General features: G+C 60.1%; 18 protein-coding genes. 7 read left to right on the forward strand and 11 right to left on the reverse strand.

Annotated features, from left to right (window positions below; translation table 11 throughout):
• The first annotated feature begins 95 nt into the window (after positions 1-95).
• Positions 96-1,313 (forward strand): argininosuccinate synthase, encoded by a 1,218-nt coding sequence (locus Q1A85_RS02095; RefSeq protein ID WP_299684555.1) that lies wholly within the window; start codon positions 96-98, stop codon positions 1,311-1,313.
• Here Q1A85_RS02095 and Q1A85_RS02100 read toward each other — a convergent pair.
• Positions 1,306-2,001: an HAD family hydrolase gene (locus tag Q1A85_RS02100; RefSeq protein ID WP_299684557.1), complete on the reverse strand. Its 696-nt coding sequence runs from the start codon at positions 1,999-2,001 to the stop codon at positions 1,306-1,308. The two genes, Q1A85_RS02095 and Q1A85_RS02100, sit on opposite strands and share 8 nt — an antisense overlap.
• A gap of 180 nt (positions 2,002-2,181) precedes the next feature.
• Here Q1A85_RS02100 and msrA point away from each other — a divergent pair, with 180 nt between their 5' ends.
• On the forward strand, positions 2,182-2,784 hold the full coding sequence (msrA, locus tag Q1A85_RS02105; RefSeq protein WP_299686330.1) for a peptide-methionine (S)-S-oxide reductase MsrA: 603 nt from the start codon (positions 2,182-2,184) through the stop codon (positions 2,782-2,784).
• On the opposite strand, the gene Q1A85_RS02110 is transcribed toward msrA, so the two are convergent.
• Both Q1A85_RS02110 and Q1A85_RS02115 read right to left on the reverse strand, forming a co-directional pair.
• Positions 2,781-3,659 (reverse strand): ribokinase, encoded by an 879-nt coding sequence (locus Q1A85_RS02110; RefSeq protein ID WP_299684559.1) that lies wholly within the window; start codon positions 3,657-3,659, stop codon positions 2,781-2,783. The genes msrA and Q1A85_RS02110 overlap by 4 nt on opposite strands.
• Entirely contained in the window at positions 3,656-5,914 is a 2,259-nt protein-coding gene (locus tag Q1A85_RS02115; RefSeq protein WP_299684561.1) for an NADP-dependent malic enzyme, read from the reverse strand. Before Q1A85_RS02115 ends, Q1A85_RS02110 begins: the two co-directional genes overlap by 4 nt.
• A 114-nt stretch (positions 5,915-6,028) precedes the next feature.
• Between Q1A85_RS02115 and mutS the strand changes: the two genes are divergently transcribed.
• The gene (gene mutS / locus Q1A85_RS02120; protein ID WP_299684563.1) at positions 6,029-8,656 is read left to right on the forward strand and encodes a DNA mismatch repair protein MutS; all 2,628 of its coding nucleotides are present in this window, start codon (positions 6,029-6,031) and stop codon (positions 8,654-8,656) included.
• 76 nt (positions 8,657-8,732) lie between these two features.
• Positions 8,733-9,644, forward strand: a complete 912-nt coding sequence (locus Q1A85_RS02125) for a hypothetical protein (RefSeq protein WP_299684565.1) — start codon at positions 8,733-8,735, stop codon at positions 9,642-9,644.
• 10 nt (positions 9,645-9,654) lie between these two features.
• Here Q1A85_RS02125 and Q1A85_RS02130 read toward each other — a convergent pair whose 3' ends face one another.
• Complete coding sequence (locus Q1A85_RS02130; RefSeq protein ID WP_299684567.1) at positions 9,655-10,218, reverse strand: nucleotide exchange factor GrpE; 564 nt, start codon at positions 10,216-10,218, stop codon at positions 9,655-9,657.
• Between the two features lie 3 nt (positions 10,219-10,221).
• Positions 10,222-11,292, reverse strand: coding sequence for a heat-inducible transcriptional repressor HrcA (gene hrcA / locus Q1A85_RS02135; protein WP_299684569.1), 1,071 nt, complete (start codon positions 11,290-11,292; stop codon positions 10,222-10,224).
• A gap of 99 nt (positions 11,293-11,391) precedes the next feature.
• Between hrcA and rph the strand changes: the two genes are divergently transcribed.
• From rph to hemW, 3 genes are read left to right on the forward strand one after another with little or no spacing between them, the layout of a single operon-like run.
• Positions 11,392-12,105: a ribonuclease PH gene (gene rph, locus Q1A85_RS02140; RefSeq protein WP_299684571.1), complete on the forward strand. Its 714-nt coding sequence runs from the start codon at positions 11,392-11,394 to the stop codon at positions 12,103-12,105.
• A complete protein-coding gene (gene rdgB, locus Q1A85_RS02145; RefSeq protein WP_299684573.1) occupies positions 12,102-12,713 on the forward strand; it encodes an RdgB/HAM1 family non-canonical purine NTP pyrophosphatase in 612 nt (203 codons plus the stop codon). The genes rph and rdgB overlap by 4 nt, the downstream gene beginning before the upstream one ends.
• Positions 12,706-13,848 (forward strand): radical SAM family heme chaperone HemW, encoded by a 1,143-nt coding sequence (gene hemW, locus Q1A85_RS02150; RefSeq protein ID WP_299684575.1) that lies wholly within the window; start codon positions 12,706-12,708, stop codon positions 13,846-13,848. Before rdgB ends, hemW begins: the two co-directional genes overlap by 8 nt.
• Here hemW and Q1A85_RS02155 read toward each other — a convergent pair.
• Genes Q1A85_RS02155 through rho form a run of 6 tightly spaced genes read right to left on the reverse strand, consistent with a single transcriptional unit; the run spans position 13,845 to position 20,645 of the window.
• Positions 13,845-14,726, reverse strand: coding sequence for a ParB/RepB/Spo0J family partition protein (locus Q1A85_RS02155; protein ID WP_299684578.1), 882 nt, complete (start codon positions 14,724-14,726; stop codon positions 13,845-13,847). The two genes, hemW and Q1A85_RS02155, sit on opposite strands and share 4 nt — an antisense overlap.
• Before the next feature lie 2 nt (positions 14,727-14,728).
• Entirely contained in the window at positions 14,729-15,538 is an 810-nt protein-coding gene (locus Q1A85_RS02160; RefSeq protein ID WP_299684580.1) for a ParA family protein, read from the reverse strand.
• Positions 15,531-16,142 (reverse strand): 16S rRNA (guanine(527)-N(7))-methyltransferase RsmG, encoded by a 612-nt coding sequence (rsmG, locus tag Q1A85_RS02165; RefSeq protein WP_299684582.1) that lies wholly within the window; start codon positions 16,140-16,142, stop codon positions 15,531-15,533. The genes Q1A85_RS02160 and rsmG overlap by 8 nt, the downstream gene beginning before the upstream one ends.
• Positions 16,139-18,007 carry a tRNA uridine-5-carboxymethylaminomethyl(34) synthesis enzyme MnmG gene (mnmG, locus tag Q1A85_RS02170; RefSeq protein WP_299684584.1) on the reverse strand — a complete coding sequence of 623 codons (1,869 nt, stop codon included), beginning with the start codon at positions 18,005-18,007 and terminating at the stop codon, positions 16,139-16,141. The genes rsmG and mnmG overlap by 4 nt, the downstream gene beginning before the upstream one ends.
• Positions 18,008-18,011: 4 nt before the next feature.
• Entirely contained in the window at positions 18,012-19,295 is a 1,284-nt protein-coding gene (gene mnmE, locus Q1A85_RS02175) for a tRNA uridine-5-carboxymethylaminomethyl(34) synthesis GTPase MnmE (protein ID WP_299684586.1), read from the reverse strand.
• Positions 19,296-19,325: 30 nt separating this feature from the next.
• Entirely contained in the window at positions 19,326-20,645 is a 1,320-nt protein-coding gene (gene rho, locus Q1A85_RS02180; RefSeq protein WP_299684588.1) for a transcription termination factor Rho, read from the reverse strand.
• Positions 20,646-20,759 lie beyond the last annotated feature (114 nt).

Genomic DNA, 20,759 nt, shown 5'->3' on the forward strand with positions numbered 1-20,759 from the left:
CCGGTTGACCTAGCGCCCGGGCCAAGGCCGGTCAATCTTGCCCCTCTGCGCCAAAAGCGGTATCGGCCCACGACTCTGACACGAAGGAACCCATGATGAGCGCGCCCAAGAAAGTTGTGCTGGCCTATTCCGGTGGCCTCGACACCTCGATCATCCTGAAATGGCTGCAAACCGAATACGGTTGCGAGGTGGTGACATTCACCGCCGATCTGGGTCAGGGCGAAGAGCTGGAGCCAGCGCGCGCCAAGGCCGAGATGATGGGCGCGACCGCCATCTATATCGAAGACCTGCGCGAAGAATTTGTGCGCGATTTCGTGTTCCCGATGTTCCGCGCCAATGCGCTGTACGAAGGGTTGTACCTGTTGGGCACCTCTATCGCGCGTCCCCTGATCTCAAAACGTCTGGTCGAAATTGCCGCCGCCGAGGGTGCGGATGCCGTGGCCCATGGGGCAACAGGCAAGGGCAACGATCAGGTGCGGTTCGAACTGGCCGCCTACGCGCTGAACCCCGACATCAAGGTGATCGCGCCGTGGCGCGAATGGGATCTGTCGAGCCGCACCAAGCTCATCGACTTTGCCGAGAAAAACCAAATCCCGATTGCCAAGGACAAACGCGGCGAGGCCCCGTTCAGTGTGGACGCCAACCTGCTGCACACCTCTTCGGAGGGCAAAGTGCTCGAAGACCCCGCCGAGGACGCGCCCGATTACGTTTACCAGCGCACCGTCGCGCCCGAGGACGCGCCTGACACAGCCGAATATATCGAGGTGGGTTTTGAGAAGGGCGATGCAGTCTCTATCAACGGGGAATCGATGTCTCCGGCCACCGTCCTGACCAAGCTGAACGCATTGGGCGGCAAGCACGGCATTGGCCGCCTCGACCTTGTCGAAGGACGCTTTGTCGGTATGAAATCCCGTGGCATTTACGAGACCCCCGGCGGCACCATTCTGCTTGAGGCGCACCGGGGCATCGAACAGATTACGCTGGACCGGGGTGCCGCGCACCTCAAGGACGAGCTGATGCCACGCTATGCCGAACTGATCTATAACGGCTTCTGGTTCTCGCCCGAGCGCGAGATGCTGCAAGCCCTGATCGACCGCAGTCAGGACCACGTGACCGGCACGGTGCGCCTGAAACTCTACAAAGGTCTCGCGCGCACTGTGGGCCGCTGGTCCGATCACTCGCTTTATTCCGAGGCGCATGTGACATTCGAAGACGACGCCGGTGCCTACGATCAGAAAGACGCCGCAGGCTTCATCCAGTTGAACGCGCTGCGCCTGAAACTGCTGGCCGCGCGGGACAAGCGGCTCAAATAAGGCGGCGGGCGGCCAATGCCTCGTAATGGGGCAGGCCCGCGTCCACCAACGGGTCATCCACATCCGGCAGCGGGCCTTCTGGCCCGTCAAACCCGGTCGACCGGTGAATCGCCCCGTACCAATGGGCCGCCCAGACACCGTCCGCCGGATGCCCGCCCGCAGACCATGACAGCATGTTTTCCGTCCACGGGATCGACAGTGCAGCGCACAGTTTCTGCAACATACCCGCCGGGTCCGCGCGAATGTCCGCCGCGTCCACGATGATCGGATCATCGACCAGTCCCGCGATGCGCGTCTGCTGAACAAAGCCAAGATCATCCAGCGTCGGCGCTTCGCGTTTGCGGCGATAACTCGCCACGACCCGCGCGGGGTGACGGATCAGGATGACGTTCTGCACCTCCTGCATCCAGTCCAGCGACCAGTGATCCAGCATGTGATGCGTCATATGTTTCTGGTAGAAAACAGGCTCTGATACGGACGAAATCAGCGATTTTGCAACCGTATCCGCATCCACGTGCTGCGACGCAAGCACCGCGTCGCGCATGGGATGATCCGCCCCCGTTTCTGCCAGATAGGCGGCATAGAACGGCTCATCCACCACGCGGGCATCTCCCCGCGCGGCAAAGCTGTACATCATGGCGGTCGACAGGTTTCGCGGCCCCGACCACATGGCAATGCGTTTTGTCATCCGGGCCACGCTATCGGGCGTATTACCGGAAAGAAACGCCAATTCACGACCGCGCGACCTCGCGCGCCCGTGAATTGAGGCAAAACAAAACCCGCGCCACACTTCCTGACAGGAGGCACTGCCATGACACAGACCCGCACGTTCAAAACCGTCCTGCTTGGCCTGACCATCGCCATCGGAATGGTTGCCCAGACCAAATCATCCCACGCACAGGACCTTGAGACGCTCACCGTTGCAGGGGGCTGTTTCTGGTGCGTCGAGGCCGATTTCGAGAAAGTCGCGGGCGTGAAGGAGGCTGTTTCCGGCTTTACCGGCGGCGATGTGGAAAACCCGACCTACAAGCAGGTCGTGCGCGGCGGCACCGGCCATGTTGAGGCGGTCCAGATCACATATGATCCGTCCAAGGTGACGACAGAGACGCTTTTGTCTCTGTTTTTCCGCTCCATCGACCCGACGGATGCGGGCGGCCAATTCTGCGACCGCGGCTATACGTACACCACGGCAATTTTCGCGACCCCCGACCAAGCCGCCGCAGCGGAACGCGCCAAGGCCGCAGCACAGGCCGACCTTGGTCAGCCCATTGTGACGCCGATCAACGCAGCGGGCGAGTTTTACCCCGCCGACAGCTATCACCAGGATTACTACAAACAGGACAAGGTGATCCTGACCCGCTTTGGCCCGAAATCCAAGGCCAAGGCGTACACAGCTTACCGGCAAGCCTGCGGGCGCGATGCCCGTGTCAAAGCGCTGTGGGGATCGGCTGCGCCGTTTGCGGGCAGTTAAGCCAGCCGCGCGTCCTCGATATCCTTGAGGTCGGGGATCACGTCCGCCGTTCCATGCCGCGTGACCATGAGGGCCCCCGCTTGCGTGGCGAGACGCAGCGCTTGTTCCATCGGCATCCCACGATCCAGCCCTGCGATCAGATACCCGGTGAACGTGTCGCCCGCGCCGGTGGTATCAACGGGGGTCACGGGCACTGCGGGCACATGGGTTTCCGAACCGCCTGCCACGTCCAACCAACGGCTGCCATCGCCACCCATCGTCACCACCACATTGTCTATGCCCAGTGCGGTGAGGTCCTTGCCCAATGCCGCACGCAACTGCTGCGCTTCGACCTCGTTCAACACCAGAAAATCAGCATATTCCGCAATATCAGAGACTGTTTTTGCGTCGAACGGTGCCGCCGCATAGACCACGCGCAACCCCAGATCACGCGCCATGGCTGCCGCAGCAACTTGCCCATTTGTTTCGTTCTGGATCAGAAGCGTATCCCCCGGCCCAGCCTCGGACAATGCGCCGCCAATCATCGCATCTGTGATCTGCTGATTGGTGCCACCAAAAATCACGATCTGGTTTTCACCGTCATCGGCCACGGCGATGTTTGCATGACCCGTCTGGCCGCCCGCAAGCGTGGCGATATGCCGTGTGTCCACGCCGTATTCCGTCAACCGCTCGACACACCACGCGCCATCGGCGCCAACGGCACCAATGTGGATCGCCCGCGCCGCCGCACGGGCCACGGCCACCGACATGTTGGCCCCCTTGCCCCCCAGTCCGCGCGAAAACTCCGTCGCGGCCAGCGTCTCTCCCGGTGCGGGGATGTGCGGCACGCGATAGAAATTATCCACATTGATCGAGCCAAGGTTGAAGACGCTCATTCCCCCACCTTGCACGCCGCCAGCACCGCCATATTCAGGATGTCATTGGCCGTCGAGACCGCCGAGCAAATCTGGATCGACGATCCGACACCCGTCAGGATCGGTCCAATCACCGTGGCTCCGGCCATTTCCTGCATCAGCTTGACCGAAATACTGGCCGAGTGGCGCGCAGGCACAACAAGGATATTCGCCGGCCCGGTCAGCCGCGAAAACGGATAGGCTGCCTGCGCCTGCGCATTCAGCGCGACGTCCACGGTCATCTCGCCCTCGTATTCGAAATCAACGCCACGGGCGTCCAGCACGCGGGGGGCGGCGTGCATCTTTTCCGCCCGCTCCGACACCGGATAGCCAAAGGTGGAAAAGCTGACAAAGGCCACGCGCGGCTCAAGCCCGAGGTTCCGCGCCACATGCGCGCCCTGTTCCGCGATATCGGCAAGGTCCTCTTCGCTGGGCCATTCATGCACCAGCGTGTCGCCAATGAGCACGATCCGCCCTTTGTGCAGCACCGCCGTCACGCCCGCCGCCTTGGAATTCTCATGCGCGTCGAACACATGGTTCAGCCGCTCCAGCACATGCGCCGACTTGCGCGTCGCCCCGGTGACCAGCCCGTCGCCATGCCCATGCGCCAGCATCAGCGACGCAAAGACGTGACGGTCACGCGCCGCCAACCGGTGAATGTCCTGCCGGTCATGCCCGCGCCGTTGCAGCCGCTGGTACAGATGCTCTTTGTACGCATCCAAATGCGTGGTGTTGGCCGCATTCACCACGTCCAACTCGCGCACCGCGTCGCTCATGCCCGCCTCTTCCAGCTTGGCTTTCACGTCTTCGGCCCGGCCCACGACCAGCGATTTACCAAAACCCGACCGCTGGTACATCACCGCCGCGCGCAACACGCGCGGGTCGTCCCCTTCGGCAAAGATCATGCGCGCCTGTGCGGCACGGGCGCGGGCGTTGATGCCGGTCAGGATGCTCGCCGTCGGGTCCATCCGCGACTTCAGGCTCAGCTCATAAGCCTCCATGTCGATGATGGGCCGCCGTGCAGCACCTGTGTCCATGCCCGCCTTGGCCACAGCAGGCGGAATGCGGTGAATCAGACGCGGGTCAAATGGCGTCGGAATGATGTAATCCCGCCCAAAGGTCAGCGACTTGCCATAGGCCATGGCCACCTCGTCCGGCACGTCCTCGCGTGCCAGCGCGGCAAGCGCTTGGGCACAGGCAATCTTCATCTCGTCATTGATCGCGCGCGCATGGATGTCGAGCGCGCCGCGGAACAGGTACGGAAAGCCCAGCACATTATTGACCTGGTTTGGATAGTCACTGCGCCCCGTGGCCACGATCGCGTCCATGCGCACCTCGTGCGCCTCTTCGGGGGTGATCTCGGGGTCCGGGTTGGCCATGGCAAAGATCACCGGGTTATCTGCCATGCTTTCGACCATCGCAGGTGTCACCGCACCTTTGACGGAGACGCCGAGAAACACGTCCGCACCCTTCATCGCCTCTTCGAGGCTGCGCAGGTCGGTCTTGACCGCATGGGCCGACTTCCACTGGTTCATCCCCTCGGTGCGGCCCTGATAGATCACGCCCTTGGTGTCGCACACAATGCAATTGTCATGCCGCGCACCCATGCTTTTCAGCAATTCGATACACGCAATCCCGGCAGCCCCGGCGCCGTTCAGGACAATCTTCACATCCTCGATTTTCTTGCCCGAAATATGCAGCGCATTGATCAGCCCCGCCGCACAGATCACTGCCGTGCCGTGCTGGTCGTCATGGAAGACGGGGATATCCATCTCTTCCTTCAGGCGCTGTTCGATGATGAAACATTCCGGTGCCTTGATATCCTCAAGGTTGATGCCACCAAATGTCGGCCCCATCAGCTTGACCGCATTGCAGAACGCATCCGGGTCTTCGGTGTCCAACTCGATGTCGATGGAGTTCACGTCGGCGAACCGCTTGAACAGGACCGCTTTGCCTTCCATCACCGGTTTCGACCCCAGCGCACCAAGGTTGCCAAGGCCCAGCACCGCCGTCCCGTTGGAAATCACCGCGACAAGGTTGCCCTTGTTCGTATAGTCATACGCCGTCTCGGGGTTCTCCGCGATGGCTTCGCAGGGCACCGCGACACCGGGCGAATAGGCAAGGCTCAGATCCCGCTGCGTGGTCATCGGCACGGTGGCCTGCACCTCAAACTTGCCGGGTGTCGGCTCCATGTGGAACGCCAGCGCGTCCTCCGCGGTCACCTTGGTCTTGCTCATAATTGTCCTCCTGCGTCGCGTGTTCTTAGCCCAGCGCCGGGGACGTCTCAATCCGACTTTGGGTTTCGCTTGGCAGCAGCGCTTTGTAAGGTCGCGCGAAACGGGGGGTCGGGCATGTCTGTGACGCCGATGATGGCGCAATATCTCGAGATCAAGGCGGCGCACGAAGGGGCGCTCCTGTTCTATCGCATGGGCGATTTCTACGAGATGTTCTTTGACGACGCTGTCGCCGCGGCCGAGGCGCTGGATATCGCGCTGACCAAACGTGGCAAGCACGACGGCGCGGATATTCCCATGTGCGGCGTCCCGGTCCACGCAGCCGAAGGGTATTTTCTGACGCTGATCCGCAAAGGGTTCCGCGTGGCCGTCTGCGAACAATTGGAAAGCCCGGCAGAGGCGAAAAAGCGTGGCTACAAGGCCGTTGTCAAACGTGACGTCGTGCGGCTGGTCACGCCCGGCACACTGACCGAGGATTCGTTGCTTGAGGCGCGGCGGCACAATTTCCTCGCCGCCTATGCGCAGGTGCGTGGGACAGGCGGGCTGGCATGGGTCGATATCTCGACCGGGGCATTTCACGTCATGGCGGTCGAATTGGCCCTGTTAGGGCCTGAACTGGCCCGGCTGGCGCCTTCGGAACTCATCGTGTCCGACAGCGCCGAGGCCGAGATGCGCGAGCTCACCGACGATTTTGGCGTCGCTCTCACGCCGCTGGGGCGTGCGTCCTTTGACAGTGCTGCGGGAGAGGACCGCGTGGCCGCGCTGTTCAAAACGGCGACTCTGGACGCCTTCGGGTCATTTTCGCGGGCCGAGGTGGGCGCGATGGGCGCGCTGGTCGCTTATCTGGAGATCACGCAAAAGGGCAAACTGCCGCTGCTGCGTCCCCCGCAACAGGAAAGTGTGTCGCGCACCGTACAGATCGACGCCGCGACGCGGCGCAATCTGGAACTGACCCAAGCCCTGTCCGGGGGTCGTGCCGGATCACTGCTGGCTGTGATCGACCGGACAGTGACCGCCGCGGGCGCGCGCCTGCTGGAACGCCGGGTTTCATCTCCTTCCCGCGATTTAGAGACTGTTTCAACCCGCCTCGACGCCGTCGCGCACCATGTCAACGACGGCGCCGCGCGCGAGGTTGTCCGCAAAGCGCTGCAACCCGTGCCTGACATTGACCGCGCCCTGTCGCGCCTTGCGCTGGATCGGGGCGGGCCGCGTGACCTTGCCGCGATCCGCGCCGGGCTGACACAGGCGCAACAACTACACCAAGGCGCGCAGCCCGACCTCCCCGCGCTGCTGCACTCTGCGATCAACGATCTGGCGGGCCACGACGATCTGATTGACACGCTGGACCAACAGCTGGTGGCCGAACCCCCGCTGCTGGCGCGCGACGGTGGATTTATCGCGCAAGGGTGCGACCCGGAACTGGACGAAGCCCGCACACTGCGGGACGAAGGGCGCAGCGTCATCGCGCAACTGCAACAGACCTACGCCGAACAGACCGGCGTCAATTCGCTCAAGGTCAAGCACAACAACGTGCTGGGCTACTTTATCGAAGTCACCGCGACCCATGCGGCCAAGATGATGTCGGAACCGCTGAATGAAACATTTATCCACCGGCAGACCACGGCCAATCAGGTGCGGTTCACAACCGTTGAATTGTCCGAGTTAGAGACGAAAATTCTCAATGCCGGTGGTCAGGCGTTGGAGATTGAAAAACGCCTGTTCGAGGCGTTGCGCGCTCAGGTCCTCGCCGCCGCTCCGCAGATCAGCCAGACAACCCGCGCGCTGGCCGAACTGGACGTATGCACCGCGCTGGCCCACCTCGCCGTGACCGAGGACTGGTGCAAGCCGATCCTCGACACCAGCCGCGCGTTCGAAATCACCGGCGGGCGGCACCCCGTTGTTGAGGCCGCGCTGAAACAGACCGGCGCGCCGTTCATCGCCAATGATTGCGCACTGACGGCGGAGGACAGTGCCGCCATCTGGCTGCTGACTGGACCGAACATGGCGGGTAAATCAACCTTTCTCCGGCAAAACGCGCTGATTGCCATCCTCGCGCAAATGGGCAGCTACGTGTCTGCAACCGCCGCCCATATCGGTCTCGTCAGCCAAGTGTTCAGCCGTGTGGGCGCGTCGGATGATCTGGCGCGGGGCCGGTCGACATTCATGGTCGAGATGGTGGAAACCGCCGCGATCCTGAACCAAGCCGATGACCGGGCGCTGGTGATCCTTGATGAGATCGGGCGCGGCACAGCGACCTATGATGGGCTCAGCATCGCATGGGCCACGCTGGAACATCTGCACGACGTCAATCAATCCCGCGCCCTGTTTGCCACGCACTACCACGAGATGACGGCCCTCGCTGCCAAACTCGACGGCGTCGACAACGCCACCGTAGCGGTCAAGGAATGGGACGGCGATGTCGTCTTTCTCCACGAGGTGCACAAAGGTGCCGCTGACCGCAGCTATGGTGTGCAGGTCGCGCAATTGGCGGGCCTGCCCCCCGCCGTCATCGCCCGCGCCCGCGTCGTTCTGGACGCGCTGGAAAAGGGCGAACGCGAAGGCGGCAACCAAAAAGCGATCATCGACGACCTGCCGCTGTTCGCCGCCGCACCACCGCCGCAACAGATCGCACCGCAATCCTCCCCGGCGCTCGACCTGCTGAAAGGTATCCATCCGGATGAGATGACCCCACGCGACGCACTTGATGCGCTGTACCGGCTGAAGGACGCCGCAAAAACGGACTAGGTCAGGAATTCCTTACCGAATAAAATCGGTCTCCCATGCCTTTTCCTCGTGCAGATAGCGAGCGAGGGACAGACCAATGACACTGATTTGCTGCGGCAAAGATATGCCGGAAACAATTGACGATCTACTTGATGACAAAACAGAAATTCATACGACGTTCCGGCAATTTGCAAAACACCGCGCGGCTGGTGGAGAAATTGAGTTTCTCTTGGATGTCGCGCGGCACCGGAACATCAAGGCCATTTATGACACGTACATCGCCCGCGAGGATTTGGGTGGCGCAGCGTGTGGTGGGTTTGATTTTGGTTTTGACCCAGATCTTGATGAAGAAGCCTTCTATCAGGCGTACCCACAACTGAGACCGAAAAAGCCGATGGCGACCAAACCAAAGCCAAAAGCGAGATTCACGCTGGTAAACAGAGTTTTCAGCAAAACGAAAAAAGCCAAGAAAAAAGCTGCGATACCCACACCACCCGCACCGATTGCCCCAGCAGCGCCCCCGGCTGTGAAAAAAACGCTTAACGGACAGGCTTTTGGACGGAACGGGGAAGTTGACGAAATGCTTGATTTGGGGCGTGCCAACAACTTCAGCGAGACGGACTGGCGCCCACTGCTGGATGACGCCTCTACAAAAGTGAAGCTGTTTCTGGACAGGGATATGTTGACCGGCGGAAATGGATTTTTTGCATCCGAGCAGTTCGGCAAAGCGCTTGGTGCTGTGGTCGAACGCCTGATCCGGTTCAATGCGTCCGCGATCGTGAAGCAACTCGGAATTTCATCCAGCAACGGCGCCCCGTCATCCGATGATTTCATACTGATCGCGGCGCTCGTGGAAACAAAACTGGGGCTTTTGTTCGAAAGCTATAATTCCTACCGGTTGAAGGAAAGAAGTATGCGCTCTGGTGAGAAGTACTTCAACTCGTTGAAGTCAACCTGGGGCTTTGAGATGGAATTCTGGACGTTCCGCAATTACCTGAACCGATTTTGACCCAAGACATTTAGCTCGCCGGTGTGGACGATACCCCGACCTGCGCCGGTCGAAGCAGGCGATCATGCAGCATAAATCCCTCTGCGCTGACCTGTATGATCTCACCTGCCTTGGTCCCCGGCACCGGAGCCTCGAACATGGCTTGATGGTGCTGGGGATCAAACATTTCCCCAACCTCCGGCGAAATCCGTTCGATCCCGTGTTTCTTGAACACGTTCAGCAGCTCACGCATTGTCAGCTCCACCCCTTCGAGCAGGGCACCGGACACTTCGCGTTGTTCATCCGTCGCCGCCTCAAGCGCGCGCTTCATGTTGTCGTAAACGGGCAGCATATCGCGGGCCAGCTTTGACCCGCCGTAATTCTCGGCCTCGCGGCGGTCTTTTTCGGACCGCTTGCGCGCATTCTCAGCATCCGCCAGCGCACGCATGAATCGGTCCTTCAGCTCATCCCGTTCCGCCCGAAGCTGGTCAAGCTCAAGCGCCTCGTCGTCAATCTCGGCCATTTCTTCGGCGTAGACTTCTTCTTCGGCCATATCGATATCATCGAGAAAGTCTTCGTTCTTCGGCTCAGCCATTTGTCACCTTTCACCGCGGTCCGACAGCATCCGCCCGACCAACTGCGCTGTGTAATCCACGATCGGCACGATCCGCCCATAATTGAGCCGCGTGGGTCCGATGACCCCAACCGCACCGATGATCTTTCGATCCGCGTTCATATATGGGGAAACCACCAAAGAGGAACCCGAAAGTGAGAAAAGTTTGTTCTCAGACCCGATAAAAATGCGCACGCCATCGCCGTCCTGCGCCAGATCGAGGAACTCGGCAATGTCGCGTTTGCGTTCAAGGTCGTCAAACAGGCTCCGCACACGCTCCAGCTCTTCGGCTTCGGTCGAATCGCTCAGCAGGTTGGACCGGCCCCGGACGATCAGCCGTTCGGGCGTATCCCCTTCGCCCTCCCATGTGGCAAGGCCACTTTCCACCATGGCGCGGGACAGTGCGTCCAGTTCCTGACGCCGGGCGGCAATCTGCGCCTGGACGGTGGTTTTGACTTCCGACAGGGTGCGCCCTTCGATCATCGCGTTCAGGAAATTCGCCGCCTCGCGCATGGAGCTGGGCGTTTGTCCGGCAGGTGGCTGGAACAACCGATTTTCCACGTGCCCGTCAGCAAAGACAATCACAACCAACGCCTGTTCCGCGCCAATCTGCACAAACTCCAGATGCTTGATCGGCGCTTCCTGCTTGGGCGTCAGCACCAGCGACGCACCTTGCGTGACCCCGGACAAAGCCGATCCAACGCGGTCCAACAGGCCCGTCACATCCCCTTCATTTGTGCCCAGCGTCGCTTCGATCTTTTCCCGGTCGCCATCGTCGGGGACGCCAACCTCAAGCAACCCGTCCACAAACATTCGCAGACCTAACTGCGTCGGGATACGGCCCGCACTGATATGCGGACTGTCCAGCAATCCCATGAACTCAAGATCCTGCATCACGTTGCGGATCGTCGCGGCGCTCACCTTTTCGCTGAAATCGCGGGTCAGGGTCCGCGACCCTACCGGGTCGCCACTGTCCAGATACCCTTCGACCACGCGGCGGAACACCTCGCGCGAGCGATCGTTCATTTCATCCAGCAATGTGCGCGCATCTGTCATCTCACACTCAATAAAGGTCGTGGAAATCAAAGGTCAATCGGGGTTGCGCAACGGGGGGTGCGGGGGCTAGGTCGTGGGCGTCAGAAAAAGGAATGGAATATGCGCCCCTCGGGAAGAGAGTTGAACGAAATGCGGTCCGTCGTGATCGAGACCGGTTTTACCAAACATGCCGAGGGGTCCGTGCTGATCAAAATGGGGGACACGCATGTGCTGTGTACCGCCACCATCGAAGACCGAGTGCCCCCGTTCATCAAAGGGTCCGGCCTGGGCTGGGTGACAGCGGAATACGGCATGTTGCCCCGCGCGACCAACACCCGGATGCGGCGCGAGGCGGCGTCGGGCAAGCAGGGCGGGCGTACCGTGGAAATTCAGCGGCTCATTGGCCGTGCCCTGCGCGCCGGTGTGGACCGGGTCGCCTTGGGTGAACGTCAGATCACCGTGGACTGCGACGTGTTGCAGGCCGATGGCGGCACCCGCTGTGCGTCGATCACCGGGGGTTGGGTCGCGCTGCGTCTGGCCGTGAACAAACTGATGAAAGTGGGCGATGTCATCACCGATCCGCTGATCTCTCCGGTCGCTGCAATTAGCTGCGGCATCTATGCGGGCCAGCCCGTGCTCGACCTTGATTACCCCGAGGACAGCGAAGCGGGCGTGGACGGCAACTTTATCATGACCGGCGACAAACAATTGATCGAAGTACAGATGAGCGCCGAAGGCTCGACCTATTCCCGCGACCAGATGAACGCCCTTATGGACCTAGCTGAAAAAGGCGTGGGTGAATTGGCCGCCGCACAATTGGCCGCAAGCGCATGACGCGCCGGTTCGAAGGCGACCGCATTCTGATCGCAACCCACAACGCGGGCAAGCTCGAAGAGATGGCGCAGCTGTTCGCCCCATTCGGCGTGCAGGTCGTGGGCGCGGCAGAAATGCAGCTGCCCGAACCGGACGAAACCGAAGACACCTTTGTCGGCAATGCCCGGATCAAGGCGCACGCGGCGGTCAAGGCGACCGGGATGCCAGCGCTTGCAGACGATTCCGGCATTCAAGTCGACGGCCTCGACGGGGCGCCGGGTGTCTACACCGCCGACTGGGCCGAGACACCCAATGGCCGCGATTTCATCATGGCGATGCAACGCACCCACGATGAGCTAAAGGCGAAGAGTGCGCCCCGGCCCTGGACTGCACGGTTCTGCTCCACCCTCGTCCTCGCTTGGCCTGACGGCCATGACGAAGTGTTCGAGGGCACCGCCGAAGGCACGCTGGTCTGGCCGATGCGGGGCAAACAGGGTCACGGCTATGACCCGATGTTCCAGCCCATCGGTGAGACACGCACCTTTGCCGAGATGACCTTTGACGAGAAAAACGCGATTTCCCACCGCGCGGATTCGTTCAAAAAACTGATCGCGGGCTGCTTTGGCTGAGGATTGGGAGGCCGGGGGCTTTGGCCTCTATATCCATTGGCCCTTTTGCGCAGCCAAGTGCCCGTACTGCGACTTCAACAGTCATGTATCGCGGTCCATTGACCATGATGCGTGGTGCGCCGCGTATCTTTCGGAAATCGAACGTCTGGGCGCAGAAACCACGGGGCGCGTGCTGCGCTCTGTCTTTTTTGGCGGCGGTACACCCAGCCTGATGGAGCCGCGCGTGGTGGGTGCCATCCTTGATGCAGTTCACCGCACATGGCCCATCGCCAATGACATGGAAATCACGCTAGAAGCGAACCCAACTTCTGTCGAGGCGGCCCGCTTTGCCGATTTTCGCGCAGCGGGCGTCAACCGGGTGTCCATGGGCATCCAAGCCCTGAATGATCCTGACCTGCACGCTTTGGGTCGGCTCCATACGGCTGCGGAGGGTCTGGCCGCATTTGATATCGCGCGGGACACCTTTGACCGGGTGAGCTTTGACCTGATGTACGGGCGGCAAAACCAATCGCTCCGGGATTGGGAGGCCGAATTGTCGCGCGCGCTTTCCCTCGATCTCAACCACCTGTCTCTTTACCAACTGACGATCGAACCGGGGACCGCTTTTGGCGACCGCTATGATGCGGGCAAGCTGGCGGGATTGCCAAACGACGATTTGTCAGCCGACCTCTACGCTCTGACACAGGATTTGACGGCCGCCGCAGGGCTGCGCCGCTACGAGGTGTCGAACCACGCCCGCGACGGCGCGGACTCCCGGCACAATCTGGTATACTGGCGTTACGGCGATTACATCGGGATCGGACCCGGCGCGCATGGGCGATTGACCTTGGATGGAAACCGCTGGTCCACCGAACAGGTGCGGATGCCCAAGGCGTGGCTTGACGGTGACACTCGTGAAACACGCACCACGCTGACGCCGTCAGATGCCGCGACGGAATATATGTTGATGGGTCTGCGCCTTGCCGAAGGTGTGGACCTTGACCGCTATGCCGCGCTGTCCGGCATAGACCCGTCCAAGGATGTGTTGGATGATTTGATCGAAAACCGCTTTATCACTGTCCAAAACCGCAGATTAATCGTTCAAGATCAAGGGGTTATGATCCTGAACGAGATCCTGCGCCAGCTTTTGACCTAAGGCGCGCTCAACTTGCGACATAGCTCGTCCAATTGGTCCAAGCTATTGTAGCTCAACACCAATTGGCCGCCATCACCCTTGTGGTTCAGCGACACTTTCACACCTGTCGCCGCTGACAGATCGTCTTCCAGCGCCCGCGTGTCCGCATCCTTTGTCGGTTTACTTGGCGCGTCACCTTTGAAGATGTTGGTATCCTCACCCGACGCCGCTTTCTTGACCAAGGCTTCGGTTGCCCGCACAGACAAGCCCTTGGCCACCACCTGCTTAGCCAGCGCCTCCGGATCATCCGAAGTGATCAGCGCGCGCGCATGACCTGCGCTCAAACGGCCATCCACCACATAGGCCTGCACACCCGCGGGCAATTGCAAGAGGCGCAACAGGTTCGCGATATGGCTGCGGCTCTTGCCCAGCGCATCCGCCATTTTTTCCTGCGTGTGACCAAACCGGTCCATCAACTGCTTGTACCCTGCCGCCTCCTCGATCGCGTTCAGGTCCGCACGCTGGATGTTTTCGATGATCGCGACTTCCAGCACTTCCTCATCGGTGAAGTCGCGCACAAGGACGGGCAGTTCATGCAACTGTGCCGCTTGTGCTGCCCGCCATCGCCGCTCACCCGCGACAATCTCGTATGCGCCATCCACCCGGCGGACGATCAGCGGCTGCAAGACACCCTTTTCCTTGATAGAGGCCACAAGATCGTCAAGCTGCGCCTGATTAAACTGTTTGCGTGGCTGATCCGGGTTTGGCCGAATTTGCTCAATCGGGATCAACTGATCGGGCGTCCGGCCCACTGCCGTTTGCGCTTCGGGCTCCGCGACATCCGCCATCAAGGCCGACAGTCCGCGCCCCAGTCCCCGCTTTTTATCTTTGCTCGCCATCTCTACCCCTCACGTGCCGCATTGTTCTGGATCAGTTCCTGGGCCAGCGCGCGATACGCGGCGGCACCTTTTGAATTCGTATCATATTGCAAAACGGGCATCGCAAAAGACGGTGCCTCGCTCACCCGCACATTCCGCGGGATGCGCGTTTCAAAGACAACGTCCCCCAAATTGCTGCGCGCGTCCTGTTCCACAAGCTGCGACAGGTTGTTCCGTGCATCGAACATCGTCAATACAACCCCTTCCAGCCGTAATTCAGGATTGCCGGTCTGTCGCACCTCCCGAATGGTCAGCATTAACTGCGACAACCCTTCGAGGGCAAAAAACTCGCTTTGCAGCGGGACAAGAACGGAATGCGACGCAATCAGCGCGTTCACGGTCAGCAGGTTCAGCGATGGTGGGCAATCGATCAACACGTAGTCGAACCCAAAGCGGTCCATTGCCGTCTGCCGCAATGCATCATGCAACAGAAAACTGCGCTTTTCATTTGAAACCAACTCAATATCGGCAGAGCTCAGGTCCACTGTCGCGGGAATAATATGCAGCCCGTCCTGCTGCGTCGGCAGAATAACATCGTCCAGATCAATATCTTCGAGCAGAAGTTCGTATGTTGTGTACTCCCGATCCTCCATCTCGATCCCAAGGCCGGTTGACGCGTTGCCTTGCGGGTCCAGATCAACAACCAGCACCTTGCGCCCCGCTTCGGCCAATGCTGCGGCGAGGTTTATGGCCGTTGTCGTTTTCCCCACACCACCCTTTTGGTTGGTGACCGAGATAATCTTGGCACCCGGCGGGCGCGTTGGGTCAGACACGTTCAATGTCCCTTATTTCAAGTATTGCTGCTTCGGGGTTTGTTTTACTGGGTTTTGCAGCACAAGAGAACCGCCAAGCCTGCTCTGCCTGCGCAATTTCCTCACGCCACCGCGCACCCTTAAGCAAAACACACGCCGCGTCCGGGGCCATATGCCTGTGTGCCAGCAGAATAAGGTCCGTCAGGTTGATCAACGCCCGCGCAGAAATGACATGCGCGCCCGCCGGGTCAGCCATTTCAATCCGTTCCGCCACAACCGCGGCATTCAGATCAAAGCTGCGCACACAGGTCCGCAGGAAGGTCGCCTTGCGCTGATCACTTTCAATCAGAATGGTCTGGTCATTCGACCCTTCGCCCTTGCGCAAAATAGCAATGACAATGCCCGGCAAGCCTCCGCCGCTGCCCAGATCCGCCCAGATGCCCTGTTGGCCGCCATAAATCTGCGCACTGTCCCAGATGTGCCGATCCATGATATCCGGGATCGTGCTGGGCGAGATCAGATTGATCTTGCGCGTCCATTTCTCAATCAGCGCGGCGTATTCGGCCAGCGCTTCGGATGTTTCACGTGAAACATCCCGCGTATACCAGCGCGGCGGACCGCTCATGCCTGTTTCTTTTCAAGGTACCGCAAACGCCCAAGGATCAACGCCAGCGCCGCAGGTGTCATCCCATCAATCCGCCCAGCCTGAGCAAGGTCGTGCGGCCGCACATGTTCCAGCTTGGACCGCAGCTCGTTCGAAAGTCCGTTCACAGCGGCAAAATCAAAATCGGCAGGGATTGCGTGTTTCTCATCCTTTCGCAGCCGGTCCACATCCTGCCGTTGTCGATCAACGTAGTTCGCATACAACGCATCACGCTCCAACTGCGCCCGGATGTCACCATCTACAGCCTCAAGAGCGGCCGACAAAGGGATGAGATTGTCAAAGGATACATCCGGAAATGCGAGCAACTGAAACAGGGTCCGTTTCGTTCCATCCTGATTCACGCGGATGTTTGCGCCTTGAATTTGCCTGGGTGTAAAAAGGTCTTGCTCCAACAACGCCTTGGCCGCGGTAAGCGCATCCATCTTTGCACCAAACGCGACCGCGCGTTTTTCACCCACACACCCAATCTCCGACCCCAGTCCCGTCAGTCGCTGATCGGCGTTGTCCGCGCGCAAAGACAGTCGAAACTCCGCCCGCGACGTAAACATGCGATAGGGTTCCGTGACACCGCGCGTCGTCAGGTCGTCAATCATCACACCGATATAGCTTTGATCCCGACGGAAATGGACAGGCTCCGCGCCCTTGACGTGTAGGGCGGCATTCAGGCCTGCCACCAATCCTTGGGCCGCCGCCTCTTCATACCCGGTTGTACCGTTGATTTGCCCGGCAAAATACAGCCCCGGCACCTGCGGCACGCTCAAATCAGCATTCAGGGCGCGCGGGTCAACGTAGTCATACTCAATGGCGTAACCCGGCTGGAGAATCTCCACATTTTCAAGCCCTTTGATCGAGCGAACATAGGCCTCTTGCACGTCTTCCGGAAGTGACGTCGATATCCCGTTTGGGTAAACAGTGTGGCTGTGCAACCCTTCTGGTTCGAGAAATATCTGATGCGAATCCTTGTCTGCAAACCGAACGATCTTGTCTTCGATCGACGGGCAATAGCGCGGGCCGACGCCGTCGATGTGCCCGCCATACATCGCGGAGCGGCTCAGATTATCCCGAATGATATCATGCGTTTTGCTGTTCGTGTGGGTGATACCGCAGGATATCTGGGGCAAAGCTGCACGTTCCGACAGGAATGAAAACAACGACGGATCCTCATCCGCCTCTTGTTGATCCAGCCCGTCCCAGTGGATCGTGCGACTGTCGAGGCGCGGTGGCGTACCTGTTTTGAGCCGTCCAAGTGGCAGGCCAAAGCTGTCGATCCGCTCCGCCAATCGAGTCGCCGCATTGTCACCCATCCGACCACCGGCATAGCTATTGTCGCCAATATGGATCACGCCACGCAGGAACGTGCCGCTTGTCAGCACCACCGCTTGCGCTGCAATCTCTATGCCAGATTTCAGTTTAATGCCCGTCACACGCTCGCCGCGCATGGTGAAATCAACGACTTCGCCTTCGATCAGGGTCAGGTTTGCCTGCCCCTCAATCTCGGCTTGCATCGCTTTTTGGTAGGCATCCCGGTCGATTTGCGCCCGCGGGCCTTGTACTGCTGGCCCTTTACGACGGTTCAACAGCCGGAACTGGATCCCCGATGCATCCGCAGCGCGGCCCATCACTCCGTCAAGCGCGTCAATCTCGCGAACGAGATGCCCCTTACCCAATCCACCGATGGCGGGATTGCACGACATAACGCCCAGATCCGACGCCTTCATCGTGGCAAGCGCAGTACGCACACCCGTACGTGCCGCCGCATGAGCGGCCTCGCACCCGGCATGTCCGCCGCCAATCACAAGAACGTCGAATTGTTTCACGTGAAACACTCCATCATTTTCCCAAGCAAAAACTTGAAAACACTTCGTCCAACAGATGCTCAACATCCACACGGCCGATCAGAATCGCCAAAACGCGAGTCGCCGTGCGAATATCTTCCGCTGCTATATCGTACAGGTCAGGACCTTTTTCCACCTTCTCCATCGCCGCAGACAGGTCTTCGATAGCGGATTGCAGCGCCACGCGGTGACGTTCCTGCGTGGCGAGGCCCGCGCCCGATGCGCGATCGGACAATGTGGCTGACAGCCGTTCAACGAGATTCTGAACACCCTCACCCGTTGTTCCAGAAATGGATGGCGCCCCGTCCGTCCGCAAATCGGCCTTGGGGGCCAAGACGATGTCGTCAGGCAAAGGCGACAAAGGCAAAGGTTCGGACTGCTCTGCCAGAAACACACGGATATCCGCTGCCTGCGCACGGGACATTGCGCGGGCAACCCCCTCGGCCTCTACCTCATCATCGGTATCGCGCAATCCAGCGGTGTCCAGCAATGTTACGGCGACACCGCCAAGATCCATCTGAACCTCGATCACATCGCGTGTTGTACCGGCATGTTGAGAGGTGATGGCGGCGTCACGCCGCGCCAATGCATTCAAAAGTGTGGATTTGCCCGCGTTCGGAGGGCCGACGATGGCCACTTCGAACCCGATGCGCACACGCTCTGCCGCTGCAAAGCCAGACAGATCGGCCTGAATGCCCTGCTGGACGCCCTGCAACAACTGGCTCACTTCTGGCGATACGTCGACCGGCACGTCCTCATCTGCAAAGTCAATTGTCGCCTCGATCAAGGCCGCAGCGCGGATCAAATCCATGCGCCACCCGTCAATGCGTGCGGTGAACGCGCCATCATAACCACGCATCGCTTGTCGTCGCTGCGCTTCGGTCTCGGCAGAGATCAGGTCCCCCAGCGCCTCGACCTGAAGCAAATCCATTTTGTCGTTCTCAAGCGCGCGGCGCGTGAACTCGCCCGGTTCGGCCAGTCGGGCGTCTAACGCGCTCAGCCGGTGCAGGACGGCACGGTTGATGGCTGGGCTACCGTGCAAATGCAGTTCAACCACGTCTTCCCCGGTAAAACTCGCAGGACCGGAAAAGGCCAGCACCAGCGCTTCGTCCATGACGGTGCCGTCCGCATCGCGGACCTTGCGCAGGCTGGCCAACCGTGGCGGGGGAATGTCGCCGACAAGCTGATGGGTGACATCAAAGGCGGACGGGCCAGAAATGCGGATCACCGCAACACCGGCGCGCCCCTGAGCTGTGGCGAGGGCAAAGATCGTATCCATGCGGCAACCCCCGCCCCGTCATAACCGGTGTCAGGTGTTCATCGAGTCGAAGAATTCGCCGTTGGTCTTGGTCTGCTTGAGCTTGGAAATCAGGAACTCGATGGCGTCGGTTGTCCCCATCGGGTTCAGGATACGACGCAGCACAAAGGTCTTGGCGAGGTCATTCTTGTCGACCAGCAGGTCTTCTTTCCGGGTGCCGGATTTGAGAATGTCGATGGCCGGGAACACGCGTTTGTCCGCGATCTTGCGATCCAGCACAATCTCGGAGTTGCCCGTGCCTTTGAATTCTTCAAAGATCACCTCGTCCATCCGGCTGCCCGTGTCGATCAGCGCGGTCGCGATGATGGTGAGCGATCCACCCTCTTCGATATTCCGGGCCGCACCAAAGAACCGTTTGGGCCGTTGCAGGGCGTTTGCATCGACACCACCGGTGAGAACCTTGCCCGAAGATGGGACCACGGTATTGAAAGCCCTACCAAGTCTTGTGATAGAGTCGAGCAGAATCACAACATCTCGTTTATGTTCCACCAAACGCTTGGCTTTTTCGATGACCATTTCGGACACGGCCACGTGGCGGGTCGCGGGTTCGTCAAAGGTTGAACTGACCACCTCGCCTTTGACGGAACGCTGCATGTCCGTCACCTCTTCGGGACGTTCATCGATCAGCAGGACAATCAGATAGCATTCGGGATGGTTCTTTTCGATGCTCGACGCGATGTTCTGCAAGAGAACGGTCTTACCCGTCCGCGGTGGGGCGACGATCAGCGACCGCTGGCCTTTCCCGATGGGCGACACGAGGTCGATGATCCGGGCCGATCGATCCTTGGTTGCGGGATCATCGGTTTCCATCGTCAGACGTTCATCCGGGTAAAGCGGTGTGAGGTTATCGAACGCAATCTTATGGCGCGCCTTTTCCGGCTCTTCAAAGTTGATGCGGGTGGCCGCCGTCAGGGCAAAGTAACGCTCGGCGTCATCGGGGGCTTTGATGCGCCCTTCGATTGTGTCGCCGGTGCGCAGGGAAAACTGGCGGATCATCTCGGGCGAGACATAGATATCATCGGGACCCGGCAGATAGTTCGCCTCGGGCGAGCGCAGAAATCCAAAGCCGTCCTGCAACACTTCGAGCACACCGTCGCCAAAGACTTCCCAGCCTTCGTCGGCACGCTCGCGCAGGATCTGGAACATCATCTCGCCCTTGCGCATGGTCGAGGCGTTTTCGATCTCAAGCTCTTCGGCCATGGCCAGAAGGTCTTTGGGGCTTTGGGCCTTGAGGTCAGACAGGGCAAGCTGTTCCTGCTCTTGCGGCTGTTCTTGCTCGATCTCTTGGGTGGGGTCTTGGTCAAGTGTCATGGAATACTCACGTCCCGCGGCGAAACGCTCTGCGGGATACGGGTTTGAGGAATGTCATAGCTGTCGCTATCCCGGAACCGGGTGCACCCGCGGACATAAGGGGCGCGCGGCCAC

The sequence above is a fragment of the uncultured Tateyamaria sp. genome (assembly GCF_947503385.1).
In the GTDB taxonomy this organism is placed as follows: Bacteria; Pseudomonadota; Alphaproteobacteria; order Rhodobacterales; family Rhodobacteraceae; genus Tateyamaria.